We start from the raw sequence: 19,342 nt of genomic DNA, 5'->3' as shown, positions 1-19,342 counted from the left end.
GGAGATTTAATATCCACTATCCGGCGACCTCGCTAGGACGCCAATTTCAGTGCTGACAAGCCATATTGAGCCAGGGCGCGCAACTCAGCGGCTTTTTGCCATCTGCAACCGTGCCCTTTCCATCGAGAACGCATAGTCTTTTCGATCCGCCTCAATGTGATACACTATTGTTATTATTGACGAATCTGAATCAATGCATACTGAATTTCCAAGCCCGACCACTTTCACTCTTGATGATGGTCAGTTGGACAGAACATCATGCCGTGGGAAGCAATCTATCCTGGGGGTTCATGTGGGGTTCCTAAGCGATCTATTCGGTTTCGGTAAGCGCGACATTCTTGAATCACTTAATCCACTCTCCGGGATGAAGCTGCTGGAGTTCGTGATCGCCGATGACTCATCGGAGCATTTGCGCCACTATTTTCGCTTTAAGAACCGTGAAGCTCAAGATGAGGAGTTCATCGTCATTTATCGGCGCACAGATGCCGATATGTTGCGCTATGCGCGGACTCATTGGCGGCGGCCTGGGCAAGAGAAGAACTTCAGAACGCTCAATGAGCGCAGCCCTTGGTCTCCCGCTATCTCTCGGCTGATCGACATGGGCCAGGACTTATCGTCCAAGACACTAGCGACTCGGACTCATTTTTCACTGCAAGTATCGGCCGACGATTTACGCGATCCCAATTGGGTTCCACCTTCAAAACCGCCAACGAACGCCAAGTCAGAGTCGTCAACGACAACCCATGCAAAACCGAAAGCGGCAACGACATTTGCCGCCGGGCCAAGCCAATGGCAGATCAAGCAAGGCGAGGCCGGCATTGATGGCCCCCGCCCAAAGGATGAGTTCAGCCGAGTCTATGAATTCTCGGGCCTGCCGCCGCCTGACACGACTGCGGCCGTGCGTATTGAATGCACAATCGAGAGTGCTGGCCTCCGCTCGGAGGCTAACGGAAGCTATGGATTAAGCCTCAATCGAAGTGTTCGATTCTATTTCCGCCCGTTCCGTTTGCCGCATGAAGCGGAATTTGTCTTGCGCGTCATAACCGTTGACAGATCAGAAGGTGGAGACTTCGATGTTTTCGCCAGCCCGGTCGATGGCGAGACAGCCATCTTCGCAAAATTCGGTGGACGTAACGATACGGCCACACTTCTGCGTGCTTTTATGGCAGGGAAAGATCTGACATTCGAAATACTGCAAGATTCAGAATCGCTTGTGAAGCTTCCTCTACAAAATGACGGTACGTTTAAGCAGCTCTGGGACGCATCCGCTAATCGTTTTGCGGAGGTCGAGATGGCCTATGAAGCGCTCCGTTCCCAAGTCGGCCAAACATCTCAGCCGCAAGCTTCCGACTTTGCGGTCGAGGTGCGGAAGAATCCGCAAGGCTACGCCGTTTGGATGATCGAGCAGGAGCCAGGTCAGCACGGCGTGCTACTAGTCAAGCTCGACCGCGACGGCGGAATGGAGGATGCTTGGCAACTTGGTCACCCCTTCGCAGATCGGTCCACCCAAGGTTCTTATGCGCTTGATGTGGCACGCGACTTAGGCATCAAGCTCATGGACGTGGTGAAAAACTGAGTAGACGCCCCTCATCTATCGATGACGGCAACGCCGAACGTAATTCGCGCGGAACCTCTATGGTCGGACATTGCGCTTTGATGGATGGGAATCTTCCCACAGCCAATAAACGCCAACAACCGCCATCATGGCAGCACCGCGTCTCATTGCGTCGTCCCTCTCTTCCGCCCGGCTTTCGCCCATAGTGTTCCGGATTCGTTTTATGCATTTAAGCTTTGAACGATTTTGATATGTGGCTAATGGCCCTACTCACGGTTCCTATAGATGCGCAAACGGTGCTGCTGTACGACTGGAATTCATCGATAAATGCCGCACTGTTCGGCATGTGTGGAAACACAAACGCTTCGATCAGATACTTTGCGTTCAGCACACCGACGTGGGGATTAGGCAGGAAGTTGATTGCTGCGCCCGGATTGCTCAGCGGCGCAAGCCTCGGGGAAAAATTGTATAGCCCTCGATAAGCTGATTCGAGCGCGTTGTAGGTCGATCCGAGATCGTAGTTGGGAATCGCCTCGGAGAAAGCCTCCATTGCGCTCTGCGTAATTGTTCTGCGCTTGGCTTCATCGAATTGGGTGCAGGACGCCTGAATAGCGGCCTGGACCCACAATCGATAGTGCAGCTTCTGCGTCGGGATCGGGATGCCCCTGCTCTGGAGAAAATTAGACCAGCCATTCGAGCCGTCCCAATTCTCAAAGCGCATTCCCAGCGCACGGCTGCAATCTGACGAGATCGGCTCATTTACCAACTGGACGATTCCTTGACCGAACTCGACCAGCGTAATCTGCTTCTTGAAGAGTCCAAACATCGCTGCCGCTCCCACAGTTAAATCAGCTAACGAACCAAATGATCGCTGCGCAGATTACGATAATGAAAGCCAGAACCTTTGCCCATTCAGGCACTGTTGATGTATCGATGATCGGCTGGCGCAGGCGAGATTCCGGTGTCATTCGCCCCAACAAGTAGAGGCCGAACAGCACCGCACCAGCGATGATGATAATCCAAGTCAGTGTCACGGCGTTGCCCCCCCATTTCATCAAATGAATTGAGACCCAAACATAAGAATTCTAATCGCAGCCCCGACCCCGCTTTCGTCCGACACCTGGGCTGTTACGATTTGCAAATTTCGAGGGCTTCGCAGGCCTTCGGCGCCACAGTTAGTTTGGTTCAGAAGCCTCTAGTCGGAAAGTACTCCAGTGATATCGAACCACAGGCATCTTTCATAATCGATCCTTGCGGCATTGCGTTTGACGGCATGACCTTCCCTATCAAAGCTAGGATTGCGGCCACCATCATTATCTTCCCATTCCTTTTTCAAAATCTCCCAATGGAAATCACTCCAACATGCAATGCTGAATTCGAGGCAGTCATATCTCTTGCCACCGTCGGCGAGCGTGCGTTGTTCCTTTCGGGTAATATCGATACCGGAAAATCGGTCATCTTTGGCGCGAAAAATTATGAGTTCTTCATAGATGATTTTCTGAGCGATATGATATTCGAGTGCAACAAAGTCAGGAGCTTGTGGACGAGGAAATTGGGAACGAATGAAAGCAATTGCTTCTGGCTGAGTGTAGCCCCAACCGCCTGAAATCGGCAGCCCTGCACAGTCTCTTGGAAAGTCTTCTGACAATACCTGCCGAAGGGGCATATCGGTATGAATCGGGCGAATTGATTGCCGCAAGTTTGCCATTCGTTCTGAACTTGTATCCCACACGATAGAAGCGCCGATTCTTGAAAAGGGACCCTGCGGCCCCGGCTATCGCAATAGTCGAGAACGAAGTTAGCAACAGCCCAGCCATCACAGCCTGCGTTATCAGATCGTTCGTTCCGCATCCGTTCTATAGGGTCCGACTTGATGTGGCAATCGATGCTTTATGCCGTTCCGCATAGCCCGTTATTGCGTGTCACGCCGGCGATCGTAGCCGACCACTTTCAAACTCGATTTCCCCTTTGATGCCCAAAGCGCTCGCGCCCGTTCACCGTCCTCACTGTTGAGTTTGTCAGCCATCCAGAGCAGCGCGCCGAAGATGATGGCGCGATCATCGCCGGTCAGGTCCACGATGCCCGCCTTGACGACGAGACCGCCGAGTTCGATCAGATGCCGCGTGCGCTTGCGGCGTTCGACCTGCCATGTCCTCATATCATGCCGGGCGCGAGCCGCCTGATGGCGGCTGCGCGCCACCCGGTTGCGCCTGAGTGCCGCCAGCGTCGCGCTCAGTTGCCGATGAAGTTCGCCGCGCCCGTCTCTGAAAGAACGCGGCTCCGCGCTTCGCCCATGCCTCCCTCTTTCCGGCATCTTTGGTTTCGGTCAGCACGATCAGCGCGCCCGCCAGTTCCTCGGCGCTGAACATGTCGGCGCCGGTGGCAATGACCAACTCACCAAGTTGCTGGACCTTTCGGCTTTTGAGGTCACGCGCTTTGTCCTGAAGTGCAATCAGTTCCGCGTCGAAGTCTCTTGGCTTGCGCATCGTTGTCTCCGTCGTCTCTGCAAGTTGTCGATGCAGCGATGATAGTTGGGCACCTTTCGGAATGCTGTAATGTCGCCGAGACGGTTTGAGACGGCGCGGGCAGTCCCGAGAAATTCATTTCGAGGGCGCGCTTATACGTCGTTCCGACGTGCGCTTGAGCGTGTCAATGATCCGATCGCGATGGCGATCTATCATCTTCACGTCAAGGTCATCGGCCGCAAGTCCGGCCAGAGCGCGGTGGCGTCCGCCGCCTACCGTTCGGCCTCGCGCCTGCGCGACGAGCGGCAGGGCCGCGATCAAGACTTTACCGCCAAGCGCGGCGTCGTCCATTCCGAAGTGCTGCTGCCGGACAATGCTCCCGAGGCGTGGAGCGACCGCGAACGCCTCTGGAACGATGTCGAGGCGTTCGAGGTGCGCAAGGACGCGCAGCTTGCCCGCGAGGTGGAGTTCGCCCTTCCGCGCGAGATGAGTGAGGCACAGGCCATCGAGCTTGCCCGCGACTTCGCGCAGTCGGAATTCGTGGACCAAGGCATGATCGCCGATCTCAACGTGCATTGGGACATCGGCGAGGACGGGATGCCCAAACCCCATGCCCATGTCATGCTGACGATGCGCCAAGTCAGCGTGAATGCGGACGAGACCAGCTTCGGCCCGAAGGTGCGAGACTGGAACCGCACAGAGATGGTGGAGCGCTGGCGCGAACGTTGGGCCGAGCTTGCCAACGAACGCCTGGCCGAACTCGATATCGACGCGCGGATCGATCATCGCAGCCTTGAGGCGCAAGGCATCGCGCTGGAACCGCAAAGCCAGATCGGCGCGCCCGCGCAACGCATCGAGGGCGAAGGGATCGAGGCCGCCGACCGTGCGGACATGCACCGCGAAATCGCCCGCGACAACGGCGCGCGGATCATCGCCGATCCATCCGTCGCACTGGACGCGATCACCCATCAGCAATCGACCTTCACGCGCCGCGACATGGCGATGTTCGCCCACCGGCACAGCGACGGCATCGACCAGTTCAATGAGGTCATGGGCGCCATGCGCAACGCGCCCGATCTGGTCGAACTCGGCCAGGACGGACGTGGGGAGGATCGGTTCACAACGCGCGACATGATCGAGGCCGAACAGCGCCTGCACCGCGCCGCCGAACTCATGGCGGAACGGGAACGGCACGAGGTCAATGACAGGGACAAGCTCGACGTCCTTGCGCGTGCGGAAGCACGCGGCCTTGTCCTGTCCGGCGAGCAGGTCGATGCGCTGGCGCATGTCACGGATAGCCGCGATCTCGGCATCGTCGTCGGCTATGCCGGGACGGGAAAAAGCGCGATGCTGGGCGTGGCGCGGGAAGCCTGGGAGGCTGCCGGCTACGAGGTCCGGGGCGCGGCGCTGTCCGGCATCGCCGCCGAGAGTCTGGAAAGCGGATCGGGTATCGCGTCACGCACCATCGCCAGCATGGAGCATGGCTGGGGCCAGGGCCGCGACATGCTCACCAGCCGCGACATTCTGGTCATCGACGAGGCCGGTATGGTCGGCACGCGCCAGTTGGAGCGCGTGTTGTCCCATGCCGCCGAGGCTGGCGCAAAGGTCGTGCTGGTCGGCGATCCGCAGCAGTTGCAAGCGATCGAAGCCGGCGCAGCGTTCCGCTCGATGCATGAGCGTCACGGCGGCGTCGAAATCAGCGCCGTGCGCCGTCAGCATGAAGATTGGCAGCGCGACGCCACGCGAGACCTGGCGACCGGCAGGACCGGCGATGCGATCCACGCCTATGACCGTCACGGCATGGTGCATGAGGCTGCGTCCCGCGAGCAGGCGCGCGACGACCTGATCGACCGCTGGGACCGCGACCGGGAGGCCGCGCCGGATCGCAGCCGCATCATCCTCACTCACACCAATGATGAGGTCCGCGCCCTCAACGAGAGGGCGCGGGCGCGAATGCGGGCGGCTGGCGACCTGGGCGAGGATGTTCGCGTCACGGTCGAGCGCGGCGCGCGCAGTTTTGCGGCCGGGGATCGCGTCATGTTCCTGCAAAACGAACGCGGGCTCAGCGTGAAGAACGGCACGCTCGGGACCATCGAACAGGTCAGCGCGCAGTCCATGACCGTGCGCATCGACGATGGCCGTTCCGTTGACTTCGACCTGAAGGATTACAACCGCATCGACCACGGCTATGCCGCGACCATTCACAAGGCGCAGGGTATGACAGTGGACCGCACCCATGTGCTGGCTACGCCGGGGATGGACGCCCACGGCAGCTATGTCGCGCTGTCGCGGCATCGTGACGGCATGGACCTGCATTACGGCCGCGCTGACTTCACCGGTCAGGACCGGCTTGTCCGCACCCTGTCGCGCGACCGGGCGAAGGACATGGCCTCCGATTACGAGCGCGCCGATCCGGCGCAGAGCTATGCCGAGCGGCGCGGCATCACCTTCCGCGAACGCATCGCCGAGATCGTCAGGAAGATCGTACCCGAGAGCGTGCGCGGCATGTTCGACGGCCTGCGCGTGCCCGCTGACGGTGCGCCCGGTCCGGGCGCTGGAGAGCGGCCGGAAAGGGGAAGCGCCGGTGTGGAGGCGCAGCGCGAAACCCCCGCGCCCGTGAGGGCTGCGACATCAGTGCAGCCCGCACGCGATGTTGCCGAAGATCGCGAAGCCGAGTTGCGTCGCGCCCGGACCGATGTGCTGAAACGTCATGCCCGCGCCGTGGACGCGATCTTCAGCATGGAGGATGCTGGCGGCAAGGCGAGCCCCGATCAGATGCGCGAACTGACCGACGCGCGGAAAGCGTTCGAGGATGTGCGGCCCCACGGCTGGCGCGATGCCGAAGCGGCTTACGCCAGAGACCCGGACCTTGTCCGCGAGGCAGGATCGGGCCGGCTCAATCGCGTGATCCGCGCGCTCCAGTTAGAGACCGAAATCCGAACCGATCCGGCTCGCCGCGCCGACCGCTTCGTGGAGCGCTGGCAGAAACTCGACCACACGAGCCAGCGCCAGTATCAGGCGGGCGACATGTCCGGCTACAAATCCACGCGGGCGGCGATGGGCGACATGGCCAAGAGCCTGGAGCGCGATCCGCAACTGGAATCCATCCTCGCGAGCCGCAAGCAGCAGCTCGGAATTCAGATCGAAACAGGCCGCCGCCTCGGTGCAGAACTCGCCTTCAATCACGGCATCGGCCTTGGCAGAGGACGCGGGATCGGAATCTGATTTTGATGCGGATCGTTGTCTGCACCCTTTTGGGCGATTGATTCCGCCGATCGCAAGTATTTGCCGCCGATTGTACGCCACGCTACGACGAGGCGAAAAATACTCTTGCACGCGCGTCACTGTTTGCTCTGTCTGGATCAGGAGCAGTCAGCGGGAGGCAGCGTTTCCATGCGCGAACCAGATCGTATCGTCCGCCTGAACACCGTTCTTGCCCGTACCGGCCTGTCCCGATCCACCATCTACCGCAAGATCGCCGAGGGCACGTTCCCGGCCCAACTCAGGATCAGCGTCAACGGCGCAGGCTGGCGCGAATCCGACATCAACCGCTGGATCGCCGATCCCGCGGCGTGGCGTCCGACATGCCTATCCGGTTTTCACCCAAACGGAGACTGACATGATGGACCAGCAACTCGTAGCGCGCATCAAGCGACGTAGCAAATACTGGGGCCAGACCGCACCTCATCAATGGTTCGATGTCCGTGTCGTAGAGGACGCAGGCTATCGCCTCAGAGGCAACAACAATAACTACCGATTGGACGACGTGATTATCGGCGTGCGTCTAGCCAATGGCTTCATCGTCGATCTCGCCAACGGCAAGACTAGCCGTGGGTAAAAGCCGGGATAGGCACCGCGTCGGAGAGGCGAGTGCGACTTCCATGACCGACGGCGAGGCGGATGACGATGGTGCAGGTGTTTGTGCCGCGCTCCCGGCGCGGACGGTGCTGCTTGCGGATATGGGACCGGAGCGCCGCCACCCCGTCAATGCCGAGCCGCTGCGCGGTGGCGCTTCGCGCCAGCATTGACCGGATGCCGCCGCCCCGGTGATGGCTTGTCAAGCAGACCAGGGTGGATTGTGGGCGCGGTCGCGCTCGCGTTCCGGAGGGGAGAAAGAGCGGCGCTGTAGACAAGCCGAAGTTATCCTTGAAGATTGAGTTATAGGGTGGTACAACTACTCGAAGCTGGAGTGACGGAATGATCGTCGGCTTTCGGGACGGCTGGTTGCGGGCTTTCTTCGTGGACGATGCCCGTTCTCGCAATATCCCACCTGATCTTGAAGCCCGATTGTTCAGAAAGCTCCAGATGATCGACGACGCCGTGGCCGATCAGGACTTGCGCGTGCCGCCCAGCAATCACTTCGAGAAGCTGCGCGGCAATCTGGCGGGGTTTCATTCGATCCGTGTAAATCAGCAATGGCGGCTGATTTTCCGCTGGGATGGCGAGCGCGGCGAGGCAGACGGGATTTATCTAGACGATCACAGCTACCGATAAGAGCGAGGCAACCATGCTGACCACCAAGCGCAAGCCGGCGACTGTCGGCGAGATTTTGAGCGAAGAGTTCATGGAGCCGATGGGCCTGACGCAGGGCGCGCTCGCCGAGGCGATGGGCGTTCAGCGCAAGCACGTCAACGAGTTGTGCGGCAACCGCAGGAATGTGACTGCCGCGACGGCCTTGATCCTGGCCCGCGTCTTCGGCAACAGCCCGGACTTCTGGCTCAACGTGCAGCGGCGCAGCGATCTTTGGGAGGTGATGAACACGCCGAAGGAGCGCGAGCGAATCGCGCGCGCACGTCCGTTGAAGAAGCGCGCAGCATGAGTAACGTGATGCGTAGGAAGCGATCTACGCAAATGCCGCCGTTCGCAAGTATTTACCGCCGATCGTACGACGAAGTGAGATCAGGTCTTTTCATTCCGGTTTCGCCGCCGCTTCATGCCTGTTTGTCTCGAAAAACAGTGCGGGAAACGGCATGGAAGACAACACCGAGCCAGAACGATTCAAACCGGCGAACGATAACAATGGCGCACCGGATGCCGACAAGTCGAGCGCGGAGACTTGGGATAAGATCGACCGTGTGGCGCTGACGCTGGCCCGCATCATCGGCCGCCGCATGGCGCGCGAGGATTTCGAGCGGCTGACCGCCGCAAACGACAACAGGCCCATCGTGTCCGAGAAAACGGAGGACGGGGCCGATACCGAGTGAAAGGATCGCCCCGATGACCGCCACCCGTCCGACGCCCCGCGTCGCCCTCTACGCCCGCTATTCTTCCGACAATCAGCGCGAAGCCTCCATTGAGGATCAATTGCGTCAGTGCCGCGAGCGCGCGGCGCGCGAAGGCTGGACCGTCGTGGAGTGCTATTCCGACCGCGCCATCTCCGGCGCATCGCTCATCCGTTCGGGCATCCAGTCGCTGCTGGCCGACGCGCAGGCGGGCCGGTTCGACATGGTGCTGTCCGAAGCGCTGGACCGCATCAGCCGCGATCAGGAGGACGTTGCAGGCGTCTTCAAGCGCCTGCGCTTCGCGGGCGTCACCATCGTTACCCTCTCCGAAGGCGAGATCAACGAACTTCATGTCGGCCTCAAGGGCACCATGAACGCGCTCTTTCTCAAAGACCTCGCCATCAAGACCCATCGCGGCATCCGGGGGCGCATCGAGGCGGGCAAGATCGGCGGCGGCAATGCCTATGGCTACCGCGTCGTCCACCAGCTCGACGCGCGCGGCGAGCCGATCCGGGGCGAACGCGAAATCATCGAGGAGCAGGCCGAGATCGTGCGACGCATCTTCCGCGAATATGTCGCCGGCAAGGGGCCGCAGCGCATCGCCGCCGATTTGAACCGCGACGGCATCCCAAGCCCGACCGGAAACCGCTGGAACGACACCACGATCCGGGGCAACCGGATCATCAGTTCGGGCATCCTGAATTGCGAACTCTATGTCGGCGTGATCCGCTGGAACAGGCAGCGAAAACTCAAGAACCCCGACACCGGCCACTTCGCCTATCGGCTCAATCCTGAAAGCGAATGGATACGCTCGGAGGCCCCCGAGCTTCGCATCGTGCCACAGGAGCTATGGGATGCCGCCAAGGCACAGCAGGACGAGTTGACGGCGCGCTACAAGAGCCGGATCGAGGCAGCGCGCGAGGGCACGAAGCGCAGCCTCGCCAGGAATGGCGCAATGAACGCCACCCACCGTCCGCGCACTTTGCTGTCCGGTCTGTTGTTCTGCGGCTGTTGCGGCGGCTCCTATGCCCGGCGCGGGCAGGATCGCTACGCCTGCACCAACCATGTCTTGGGCAACGGCTGCGACAATGTCCGAACCATCGCCCGCCATGCGCTGGAAACTCGCGTGCTGACCGGGCTGCGCGAGCGCATGATGACACCGGAAATGGCGGCGGAAGCCATGCGCGCCTATACGCAAGAAACCAATCGGCTCAATCGTGAGCGCCGCAATACAGCCGACGCCACACGCCGCGAGCTTGCCGAGACGGCCAAGGCCATTGCCGAGATCGTGCGCGTCATCGAGCAAGGCGGCTGGCACCGTGCGCTGTCCGACCGGCTCACCGAGCTTGAGGCCAGACAGGACAGCCTCACCGCCCGCATGTCGGACGCCCCGAAGGACGTTCCCGATATGCACCCCGGCATCGCCGAGACCTACCAGCGCAGGATCGAACGCCTGACCGCCGCGCTCGCCCATCCCGACGACGCTGCGGAGGCGGCCGAGGCCATCCGTGAGATCATCGACCGCATCGTCATCACACCCGGCCCGACGCGCCGCGACCTCTCCGTCACCCTGCAAGGCGAGCTTGGCGCCATTCTCGACTGGATCGACCGCACCGGAAAACCCGGCTACAAACCCGCCCCTGACACCGCCTCAACCCGATTGTCAGTTTCGGTCAAAGCCGGGGCTTGACCCGCGCATCCATCGAGAAAAAGTCTTCTTCAAGTGAAGGATTGCCGGGTCAAGCCCGGCAATGACGCAAGAGACGCAGGCCCGCGATCCCGCAGCGCAACACGCCCGAGTCATGCGGTAATCGCTCGCCCGAGAACAGAGGGCGCAGCGCGCGCCTCAAGTGAGGGCGCGGGGAAGGCCGGGTGCCCGTTGCACCCGCAGCCTCGCGTGCAAAATAGATAAGCACACGAGTTCGTCACCACAGGTACACCGGGACAGCCCGGCCTTCCCTGCGCAATGGTTTTAACGGCTTACTCCGCGCTCTCCCCGGTGACCGGGCTTTATTGTCACCGTCGCCAGCGTGATGCGCAGGCATCATCGCCAACTTGACGCCAGCGTCGGGGCGTCAGGACCACACGGCTTCGCCGTCCGCGTTCACCGGCGTTCGTCTCTCGCCGCTGCCGCGTCCACCGCTTCCCGCGCCCAACGTCCGTGACGATCGCGATACGCCCCTCTTGCGGGTGCGGGATGACGCGGGACATGGCGGTGATTTGGCCTGGCTGTGAACCAAAATATTTTCGCGCAAGGGACTGGTCAGACTTTTGGTGATTTGCCCGTCGGGCTGTTTTGGGCGTGCCACCGCCTCCCCGTCATTCCGGGGCACGCCATTTTGGCGCGAGCCCGGAATCCATTTCGCCGCTGGCGCATGTGGCCCGATGGATTCCGGGGTCGCACATTGCACGCGCGCCCTCAGCGACAAGCGCTACGCGCTTGCGCGGGGAATGACGTGGCTTCACCAATTGACGTACACGAAATCCTGCGGCGACGGATAGCAAGTAGCCCGCATGAGCGCAGCGACATCCGGGTTACGCTTGCTGCTCAGAACGAGGACATAGAGCCGGTCGTCACGCCGTAAGATCAATTATCCTATTGGGCGGGAGGCGCGCCGACTTCGGCCGCTTGCGGCCTTTGACGGAGGACGGCGGGCAAGAGATCCGGCCGATCAATTCCGGTCACGAGGACGGCTGCAAGCATCGCGGCGATCGCCGTTGCGATGAGCGCAACGCTGCGCCAGCGCCGGACACGCGCCGACAGACGGATCACATTGGCGGTGTCCGCGACAAGAACAGGCCGTTCGATGTCAGGCGCGGCCGGCTCCCGCAACGCTTGCGGCAAAACCAACGGCGCCTGTGCCTGCGAATGGCCGACGGCGGCCTTGATCCTGTCCCAGACCTCCGGCCGCGGCTCGACCAATCCGGCCATCTGGTTCAACGCGCCAAGCCTTTGCTCCCAGGCCTGCACCATCGCCATGAAGTCCTTGTCGACGGACATCATGGTCTCGACCTGTACGCGCTCGTCGGCGTCAAGCGTGCCGAGCACGTATTCCGCGGCCAGCGCGATATGGTCCTCGCTATAAACCATCATCCAGAGTCCAAAATCACCTAGAGTCCGAGACACTCCCGGATATCCATCAGGCTGCGATGCAGCCACGTCTTCACCGTATTCACCGGCGCCTCGAACTTCGCCGCCAATTGCTCCCGGCTCCAGCCGTTGTAGTAGGCAAGCAGCACGAGCTTCTGGCGGTCCGGCTCCAGCCGCCCGATGCATTCCAGCAATTGCTTCAGCTCTTCGCTCATTTCGCTGCGCGCGAGCGGATCCGGGCTTTCGGCCGGCACTTCCGCGGCCACCGGCTCTTCCTCGATCGAGACTTCGCCCCGCTTGCGCGCGACATCGATGGCGCGGTTTCGCGCGATCGACGCCATCCAGGTGATCGGCGACGACAGACCGGGATTGAACTGTCCGGCGCTGTTCCAGATATTGACGTAAGCCTCCTGAATGACGTCCTCCGCGAGATCCTGCCGGCGCAGGATACGCAGCACCACGCCGAAAAGTTTCGACCGCGTGGCGGCGTAAAGGCGCTCGAAAGCGGCTTCATCCGCCTTCGCTACGGCGGCGATCAGCCAGACCAACTCAGCCGGCGTCAGCATTCGATGCCCTCAAACTCGCAATGCCTCGCCGCTGTTGTCGGCCGCAGCAGGATTCCATAACGGCGGCATCATAGCTCGCGTCAATCCGGTCCACCACGCCGCCAGCAGCCGGCCTGTGGACAGCAAAACAAAAACCCGGACCTCGCGGCCCGGGTCTTCCCGATGGTGCAAGCGGTTGAAGAACGAAACAGCGTCAGGCGACCGCGCCGATGCGCGAGCGCATCAGTCCGATGCTGTCGAGATCGGCTTGCTCGCGGGCGCTCTCTTCGGCCCGCTCGCGTGCCTGATCGCGCTCGTCGAGAAGCTCGACCTTCTTGAGCTCCTCGAAGGCTTCCGCCAGCAGACCCTTGGCGTCTTCAAGCTGAACGCGCAATTCATCGGCGGAGCGGGTCAGATTTTCCCGCCGCTGGATCGCAGCCTTGGCATAGGTCGGATAGGCGAAGTGCGTGGGATCGTTGATCCCGGCGCGCTCCTGCTCGGTCTGGATTTCCCGCTCGAGATCGACCGACATGCGCTGGAAGTCAGCAATCATGCTCTCGATCTGAGCGACCCTCCGACGCTTTTCGTCGACCTGAAATTTCTTCAGGCGGATAAGCGTTTCACGTGACTTCATCGACTCATACTCCCCAGAAGTCCCGATTTGAACGCGGGACGAAGCCGGCTTCCCCAAAGGGCCCGGCCGGTGTCTCAACTGTGTGGCGAGGATGATGGCCCGACAAAGTTAGCGTTCCGTTTCCAAACTACCTAGGATTTGCTCAAGCCGCCGATAGCCGTCGTTAAGGGTGGATACTTCGTCCTTGCCCTGGCGCAGAAACCCTTCCAGCGGCTCATGCAGCCGGATCGCCTCGTCGACCTCGGGGCTGGAGCCCGCCCGGTAGGCGCCCAGCCGGATCAATTCCTCCATGTCGGCATAGGTCGCCATCACCCCGCGGCCCCGCATGATGGTCGGCAGGAACGCCGGGTCGGCCGCCTTCGGCATGGTGCGGGAAACCGACTTGAGAATGTTGATCGCCGGGAAACGTCCGCGCTCCGCAATGGCCCGCTCCATCACGATGTGGCCGTCCAGAATGCCGCGGACCGCGTCCGCGATCGGCTCGTTATGGTCGTCGCCGTCCACCAGCACGGTGAAGATCGCGGTGATGCTGCCGACCCCGAGGCCGGGCCCGGCGCGCTCGAGCAGCTTCGGCAATTCGGTGAACACGGTCGGGGTATAGCCCTTGGCGGTCGGGGGCTCGCCTGCCGACAAACCGATTTCGCGCTGCGCCATCGCGAAACGCGTCACCGAATCCATCAGGCACAGCACCGATTTGTTCTCGTCCCGGAAATATTCTGATATCGCGAGCGTCAGATAAGCCGCCTGTCGCCGCATCAAAGCGGGCTCGTCCGACGTCGCCACCACCACGACCGAGCGCGCCAGCCCCTTGTCGCCAAGATCGTCCTGAAGGAATTCCTGCACCTCGCGGCCGCGCTCGCCGACCAAGCCGATGACCGTGACGTCGGCGTCCACGTTGCGCGCCAGCATCGACAGCAGCACCGATTTGCCGACGCCGGAACCGGCGAAAATACCCATGCGCTGGCCGCGGCAACAGGTCAGAAAAGTATTGAGCGCCCGCACACCGAGATCGAGCGGCTTGCCGACGCGCTGGCGCGAATGGGCCGGCGGCGGCGAATTCCGGTACGGCATCGGCGAGCCGCCTTGCGGCAACGGCCCTTTGCCGTCGATCGGTTCCCCCATCGCGTTGATGACACGCCCGAGCCAGGCCGGCGAAGGCCGCACCTGGTTGGCGGCATTGGCGATGACGGCGCGGCAACCGCGGCGGACCCCGTCGAGGCCGGCGAACGGCATCACCACCGCGTTGCTGCCGGAGAAGCCGATCACCTCGCACGGGATGAAGCGGTCGCTCCCAGTCTCGACCACGATGCGGGAGCCGACCGACATCGCGTGAATCGGCCCCGCGATCTCGACCATCAGGCCGCGCACGCCCACCACACGGCCATAGATGTTGACGCCGTCGATATCGTCGATCTGCTGGGCCAGTGCTTTCATTGCGAAAAGTTTAAGTTTCGCCACATTGAGATTTTGCCCTTAACTTCGTGTTTACCCGCATCGTTAATCATTGCGTCACTGTCTTTGATGACTGGGTGCGCTCGACCATCAGAAGAAGGTCGAGTCACGGGAGTCGGTTAGGCCCGTCTCTTAATGCGGAACTTGAACGAGAGTGGATACGAAAAACTGGTTTGGCGCAATATCTTAGGGCGATTCGAAAAAAATTGCACGGTGAGAGCTTGCGTACCGGAATCAGATTTTGTTAACCATATGTCGTCAGGATCCGAATCAGTTGTGCAAAGGCGTTTTGAGTGCCGCAAGTGCGGCCGACCTGACGCCCGGGGCGGCGACGATAGGGGACTGGCATGCGCGTATTGCTGATAGAAGATGACAGCGCCGTCGCGCAGTCGATCGAATTGATGCTCAAATCCGAGAGTTTCAACGTCTATACGACTGACCTGGGCGAAGAAGGCGTCGATCTCGGCAAGCTTTATGATTACGACATCATCCTGCTCGACCTCAATCTGCCCGACATGTCGGGTTATGATGTGCTCAAGCAGCTTCGAGTGTCGAAGATCAAAACACCCATTCTGATCCTCTCCGGCCTCGCCGGCATCGAGGACAAGGTCAAGGGTCTCGGCGTCGGCGCCGACGACTACATGACCAAGCCCTTTCACAAGGACGAGCTGGTCGCCCGCATCCACGCGATTGTGCGCCGCTCCAAGGGCCATGCCCAGTCGGTGATCCAGACCGGCGATCTCGTGGTCAATCTAGACACCAAGACGGTCGAGGTCGGCGGCCAGCGCGTGCATCTGACCGGCAAGGAATACCAGATGCTGGAGCTGCTCTCCTTGCGCAAGGGCACCACCCTGACCAAGGAAATGTTCCTCAACCACCTCTATGGCGGCATGGACGAGCCCGAGCTGAAGATCATCGACGTCTTCATCTGCAAGCTGCGCAAGAAGCTCGCCAATGCTTCCGAAGGCCGCAACTTCATCGAAACGGTATGGGGCCGCGGCTATGTGCTGCGCGAGCCGCACGAGCAGGAAGAGCGCATTCCCGCCTGATCCCGCTTGGTTTTACGGCGGGCCAAAGGCCCGTCCTTCCGACTGAACCCCGCCGCAAATGGCGGGGTTTTTGTTTTTGGAGCGTTTCAAGCGAAGTGGATTCCGGTTCGCGTGAAGAAAACGCATCAAAACAAGAGGGCAGAGCCCGGTTCTGATGACGTCGAGAGCGCCGCCGGGGCAGGTTTTCGCTTCGACCATACGCGGGCTTTTTAACTCGAACGCGCGCCCGCCGTCTGACGGGAGACGGTTGAAGGACCGCTTTGACGGCTCACCGCCCCGCCGCAACCGCTTTCAAGGGCGGTGGCATCGCTGCCGCTCCGGCGTGCGGCAGCGGCGCCGCGCTTGAGCGGTAAAGCCCGCGCCGTTCCGGATAGGGCCGGAAGGCATCGGTCAGTCCGACAACGGTTTCCGCCGCGCCCAGCAGGAGATAGCCGTCCGGCTCCAGCGACCTCGCCAGCCGGTTGAAGACGCCGGCCTTGGTCTCCTGATCGAAATAGATCAGCACGTTGCGGCAGAAGATCACGTCGAAGGTGCCGAGATTGGAAAAATCGTGCAGCAGATTCAGCTGCCGATGCTGCACCATGGCGCGGATATCCGCATTGATCTGCCACAGCTCGCCGTTCTGCGTGAAATACTTGACCAGCATCTGGATCGGCAGCCCCCGCTGAACCTCGAACTGGCTGAAGATGCCCGCCCTGGATTTCTCGAGAACGCCCTGCGACAGGTCGGTGGCGAGAATCTCGACCCGCCATCCCGTCAGCATCGAGCTGATTTCCTTCAGGCACATCGCGATCGAATACGGCTCCTGCCCGGTGGAGGACGCCGCACACCAGATCCGCAGCGAGCGGCGGTTGGCGCGCGCCTGCAGCAGGTCCGGCAGGATGGTCTGCCGCAGATGATCGAACGGAATCTTGTCGCGAAAAAAGAACGTCTCGTTGGTGGTCATCGCCTCGACCACGTCGACCGTCAGCGTCTCGGCGCCGCCGGCCCTCAATTTCTGAACCAGTTCGGCGATACCGGGAAGACCCGCCTTTCGCGCCAGCGGAATCAGGCGGCTCTCGACCAGATACTGCTTGTCCACGGACAAATCGAGGCCGGAACGATCCTTCAGGAGCCTGCGCAGGAACTCATAATCAGCCGGCGTCACGAGCGGTCTCCCGAAAACACGCGAACCAGCTTCGGCGCGATCTGGTTGAGCGGCAGCACCGCGGCGCAGATGCCCGCATTGGCGGCCGCACCGGGCATTCCCCACACCACGCTTGTCGCCTCGTCCTGGGCGATCACGCTGCCGCCCGCCGCGACGATAGCCTTGCCGCCGCGCATGCCGTCCGAGCCCATGCCGGTCAAGACCAGCGCCAGAACGCCGCTCTGCCAGACATCGATCGCGGAGGTGAACAAGGGATCGACCGCGGGCTTGCAGAAATTGACCGGCGGACCGTCGTCGAGGGCGATCGCGACCTCGGCGCCATGACGCACGACGCGCATATGGCGTCCTCCCGGCGCGAGATAGATCCTGCCCGGCTTGACGACCTCGCCGTCGATGGCTTCGCGCGCCGGCCGGCGGCTCGAACGCGCGAGGTGTTCGGCAAGAATGGTGGTGAAGGTCGGCGGCATATGCTGGGTGATCAGCACCGGAAAACGGTCGATGACCGGACCGAGATCGGCGACCAGCGTCATCAGCGCCTGCGGGCCGCCCGTCGACGAACCGATCAGAAGCGCGCGCGGCGCCTGGGTGCTGAAGGCATGGCGCACCGGTTGCGGCGGCTCGGCCGGAACCGGCTGGAGCCGGAGTTGCGCTTCACGCGCGCGTTCGACGCCGGGCGCCAGAAGCGGCACCACGGTGGCGTGCCTCGCCGGAGCCGGGGCCGGGGCCGGCGCGGTGCGGCGGACCTTGCCGCCGAGAGAGCGAATCTTCTGGATCAGATCGTGGTGGAAAATCTCGGCGGCGCCTGATGCGCGGGTGCTCTCGGGCTTCGGGATGTAATCCGACGCGCCGAGCGACAACGCCTTGAAACTGACCTCCGCGTTGCGGCGGGTCAGCGTCGAAGCCATGATGACAATGAGGTCGCGCTTCTTCGCCAGCAGCCGCGGCAGCGCGGAAATGCCGTCGAGTTCCGGCATCTCGATATCGAGCAAGGCAATATCGGGATCGGCGCGTTCAAGCTGGTTGACGGCTTCAAGGCCGGTGCGCAGCGATGCCACCACCACCATGTCCGGCTCGGCTTCGATCCAGCGGGAGATCAGACCCCTGATGACGACGGAATCATCGACCACCATCACCCGCAGCGGCCGTTGCCGTGTCGAATTCGGGATGGGGGCAGTTGTCAACGCAACACTCATTACTCACCGGTACAGCTACAGCGGCACTACAGAAACAACGCCGAAGGCCGTTCAGCCACCGGATAAGATACCAAATCAGATAAGTCCGACTTCCTGGAACTTGGCCGTGACGATATCCTTGTCGAACGGCTTCATGATGTATTCGTTGGCGCCGGCGTGAAGCGCGCGCGCGATATGCGCGACATCGTTTTCAGTGGTGCAGAACACCACTTTGGGCCGGTCGCCGCCGGGCATGCGGCGAAGATTGCCGAGAAATTCGTAGCCGTCCATCACGGGCATGTTCCAGTCGAGCAGGATCGCCTCGGGCAATCCGTGCCGGCACGCTTCCAACGCCTTCTCGCCGTCCTCGGCTTCGAGGATGTGGAAGTCCAGTCCTTCCAGAATGCGCCTTGCGACCTTGCGGATCACGCTTGAATCATCGACCACTAAACATGTTTTCATGTTAGCCCTCTGCTTCCTCAGTGCCCAGCGCGGGCGTTTCCATTGCTGCTCGGTCCACGTTAGCCGTTGATCTATGCCGCGAGCTGCGCCGGCGCGATTTCGAGGACGCGGTCGACATCGAGGACGACCATGAGCTGGCCGTCGAGGCGATGTACGCCGCCTGCAAGCTTGGCCATGCGCGGATCGAGGTTGACGGGGTTGTCCTCGCGGCCGTCGTCGGGCAGCGTCAGCACTTCGCCGATCTGATCAATCAAGAGGCCATAGGATTCACCGCGCAGATCGACACCGACCGCCATCGGCGGCTTGCCATCGTCGTTCTTCGGCAGGCCAAGCCGGGCACGCATGTCGATCACGGTGACGATGCGGCCGCGCAAATTGAGCACGCCGGCGATTTCGGTCGGCGACAACGGCACCCGCGTCAGCCGCTCCGGCATGAACACGTCCTGGACCCGCGAGATCGGCAGTCCGAACAATTGCCCGCCGATCACCGCAGTGACGTATTCCGCGACGGAATTTTGGATGGTCTGGGTCTTGGTCATGGTGGACTC

22 protein-coding genes are annotated in these 19,342 nt (G+C 61.5%); 9 read left to right on the top strand and 13 right to left on the bottom strand.

From position 1 onward, the window contains the following. The first annotated feature begins 193 nt into the window (after positions 1-193). Positions 194-1,576 (top strand): hypothetical protein, encoded by a 1,383-nt coding sequence (locus tag HB630_RS00555; RefSeq protein ID WP_213769422.1) that lies wholly within the window; start codon positions 194-196, stop codon positions 1,574-1,576. A gap of 208 nt (positions 1,577-1,784) precedes the next feature. Here the strand turns inward: HB630_RS00555 and HB630_RS00550 are convergent, their stop codons facing one another. The 5 genes from HB630_RS00550 to HB630_RS00530 form a co-directional block, all read right to left on the bottom strand. Further along, positions 1,785-2,381 (bottom strand): hypothetical protein, encoded by a 597-nt coding sequence (locus HB630_RS00550; RefSeq protein WP_213769421.1) that lies wholly within the window; start codon positions 2,379-2,381, stop codon positions 1,785-1,787. A gap of 22 nt (positions 2,382-2,403) precedes the next feature. After that, entirely contained in the window at positions 2,404-2,589 is a 186-nt protein-coding gene (locus tag HB630_RS00545; RefSeq protein ID WP_213769420.1) for a hypothetical protein, read from the bottom strand. Positions 2,590-2,750: 161 nt separating this feature from the next. Continuing rightward, positions 2,751-3,263, bottom strand: a complete 513-nt coding sequence (locus HB630_RS00540; protein WP_213769419.1) for a hypothetical protein — start codon at positions 3,261-3,263, stop codon at positions 2,751-2,753. 204 nt (positions 3,264-3,467) lie between these two features. Beyond that, entirely contained in the window at positions 3,468-3,713 is a 246-nt protein-coding gene (locus tag HB630_RS00535) for a conjugal transfer protein TraD (protein ID WP_213770654.1), read from the bottom strand. Position 3,714: 1 nt separating this feature from the next. Further along, the gene (locus tag HB630_RS00530) at positions 3,715-4,041 is read right to left on the bottom strand and encodes a conjugal transfer protein TraD (RefSeq protein ID WP_213769418.1); all 327 of its coding nucleotides are present in this window, start codon (positions 4,039-4,041) and stop codon (positions 3,715-3,717) included. A gap of 180 nt (positions 4,042-4,221) precedes the next feature. Here HB630_RS00530 and traA point away from each other — a divergent pair, with 180 nt between their 5' ends. The 7 genes from traA (at position 4,222) to HB630_RS00495 (ending at position 10,932) form a co-directional block, all read left to right on the top strand. After that, complete coding sequence (gene traA / locus HB630_RS00525; protein ID WP_213769417.1) at positions 4,222-7,245, top strand: Ti-type conjugative transfer relaxase TraA; 3,024 nt, start codon at positions 4,222-4,224, stop codon at positions 7,243-7,245. A gap of 168 nt (positions 7,246-7,413) precedes the next feature. Further along, a complete protein-coding gene (locus HB630_RS00520; RefSeq protein WP_213769416.1) occupies positions 7,414-7,638 on the top strand; it encodes an AlpA family transcriptional regulator in 225 nt (74 codons plus the stop codon). A gap of 1 nt (position 7,639) precedes the next feature. After that, positions 7,640-7,858 carry a hypothetical protein gene (locus tag HB630_RS00515; protein ID WP_213769415.1) on the top strand — a complete coding sequence of 73 codons (219 nt, stop codon included), beginning with the start codon at positions 7,640-7,642 and terminating at the stop codon, positions 7,856-7,858. A gap of 359 nt (positions 7,859-8,217) precedes the next feature. Continuing rightward, a complete protein-coding gene (locus tag HB630_RS00510; RefSeq protein ID WP_213769414.1) occupies positions 8,218-8,514 on the top strand; it encodes a type II toxin-antitoxin system RelE/ParE family toxin in 297 nt (98 codons plus the stop codon). Between the two features lie 13 nt (positions 8,515-8,527). Further along, positions 8,528-8,839 (top strand): HigA family addiction module antitoxin, encoded by a 312-nt coding sequence (locus tag HB630_RS00505; protein ID WP_213769413.1) that lies wholly within the window; start codon positions 8,528-8,530, stop codon positions 8,837-8,839. Between the two features lie 151 nt (positions 8,840-8,990). After that, positions 8,991-9,224, top strand: a complete 234-nt coding sequence (locus tag HB630_RS00500) for a hypothetical protein (protein WP_213769412.1) — start codon at positions 8,991-8,993, stop codon at positions 9,222-9,224. Positions 9,225-9,237: 13 nt separating this feature from the next. Next, on the top strand, positions 9,238-10,932 hold the full coding sequence (locus HB630_RS00495; RefSeq protein ID WP_213769411.1) for a recombinase family protein: 1,695 nt from the start codon (positions 9,238-9,240) through the stop codon (positions 10,930-10,932). A 906-nt stretch (positions 10,933-11,838) separates the two neighbouring features. Here HB630_RS00495 and HB630_RS00490 read toward each other — a convergent pair. The 4 genes from HB630_RS00490 to fliI all read right to left on the bottom strand — a co-directional run bounded on the left by HB630_RS00490 (position 11,839) and on the right by fliI (position 14,946). After that, positions 11,839-12,336 (bottom strand): hypothetical protein, encoded by a 498-nt coding sequence (locus tag HB630_RS00490; RefSeq protein ID WP_213769410.1) that lies wholly within the window; start codon positions 12,334-12,336, stop codon positions 11,839-11,841. A 17-nt stretch (positions 12,337-12,353) separates the two neighbouring features. After that, a complete protein-coding gene (locus HB630_RS00485) occupies positions 12,354-12,899 on the bottom strand; it encodes a sigma-70 family RNA polymerase sigma factor (protein WP_213769409.1) in 546 nt (181 codons plus the stop codon). Positions 12,900-13,092: 193 nt separating this feature from the next. Next, complete coding sequence (fliJ, locus tag HB630_RS00480) at positions 13,093-13,512, bottom strand: flagellar export protein FliJ (protein ID WP_213769408.1); 420 nt, start codon at positions 13,510-13,512, stop codon at positions 13,093-13,095. A gap of 108 nt (positions 13,513-13,620) precedes the next feature. Then, positions 13,621-14,946, bottom strand: coding sequence for a flagellar protein export ATPase FliI (gene fliI / locus HB630_RS00475; RefSeq protein ID WP_213769407.1), 1,326 nt, complete (start codon positions 14,944-14,946; stop codon positions 13,621-13,623). A gap of 365 nt (positions 14,947-15,311) precedes the next feature. Here fliI and HB630_RS00470 point away from each other — a divergent pair, with 365 nt between their 5' ends. After that, on the top strand, positions 15,312-16,013 hold the full coding sequence (locus HB630_RS00470) for a response regulator transcription factor (protein WP_015688285.1): 702 nt from the start codon (positions 15,312-15,314) through the stop codon (positions 16,011-16,013). 268 nt (positions 16,014-16,281) lie between these two features. On the opposite strand, the gene HB630_RS00465 is transcribed toward HB630_RS00470, so the two are convergent. The 4 genes from HB630_RS00465 to HB630_RS00450 form a co-directional block, all read right to left on the bottom strand. Then, on the bottom strand, positions 16,282-17,160 hold the full coding sequence (locus tag HB630_RS00465; protein ID WP_213769406.1) for a protein-glutamate O-methyltransferase CheR: 879 nt from the start codon (positions 17,158-17,160) through the stop codon (positions 16,282-16,284). Then, the gene (locus HB630_RS00460; RefSeq protein ID WP_213769405.1) at positions 17,157-18,353 is read right to left on the bottom strand and encodes a chemotaxis response regulator protein-glutamate methylesterase; all 1,197 of its coding nucleotides are present in this window, start codon (positions 18,351-18,353) and stop codon (positions 17,157-17,159) included. Before HB630_RS00460 ends, HB630_RS00465 begins: the two co-directional genes overlap by 4 nt. A gap of 75 nt (positions 18,354-18,428) precedes the next feature. After that, positions 18,429-18,794 carry a response regulator gene (locus HB630_RS00455; RefSeq protein WP_213769404.1) on the bottom strand — a complete coding sequence of 122 codons (366 nt, stop codon included), beginning with the start codon at positions 18,792-18,794 and terminating at the stop codon, positions 18,429-18,431. 71 nt (positions 18,795-18,865) lie between these two features. Then, a complete protein-coding gene (locus tag HB630_RS00450; RefSeq protein WP_213769403.1) occupies positions 18,866-19,333 on the bottom strand; it encodes a chemotaxis protein CheW in 468 nt (155 codons plus the stop codon). Positions 19,334-19,342 lie beyond the last annotated feature (9 nt).

The organism is Bradyrhizobium sp. dw_78 (genome assembly GCF_018449525.1).
Taxonomy (GTDB): domain Bacteria; phylum Pseudomonadota; class Alphaproteobacteria; order Rhizobiales; family Xanthobacteraceae; genus Bradyrhizobium.
The sequence above is the reverse complement of the archived record's forward strand: the minus strand, read 5'-3'. Positions and strand labels throughout refer to the sequence as shown.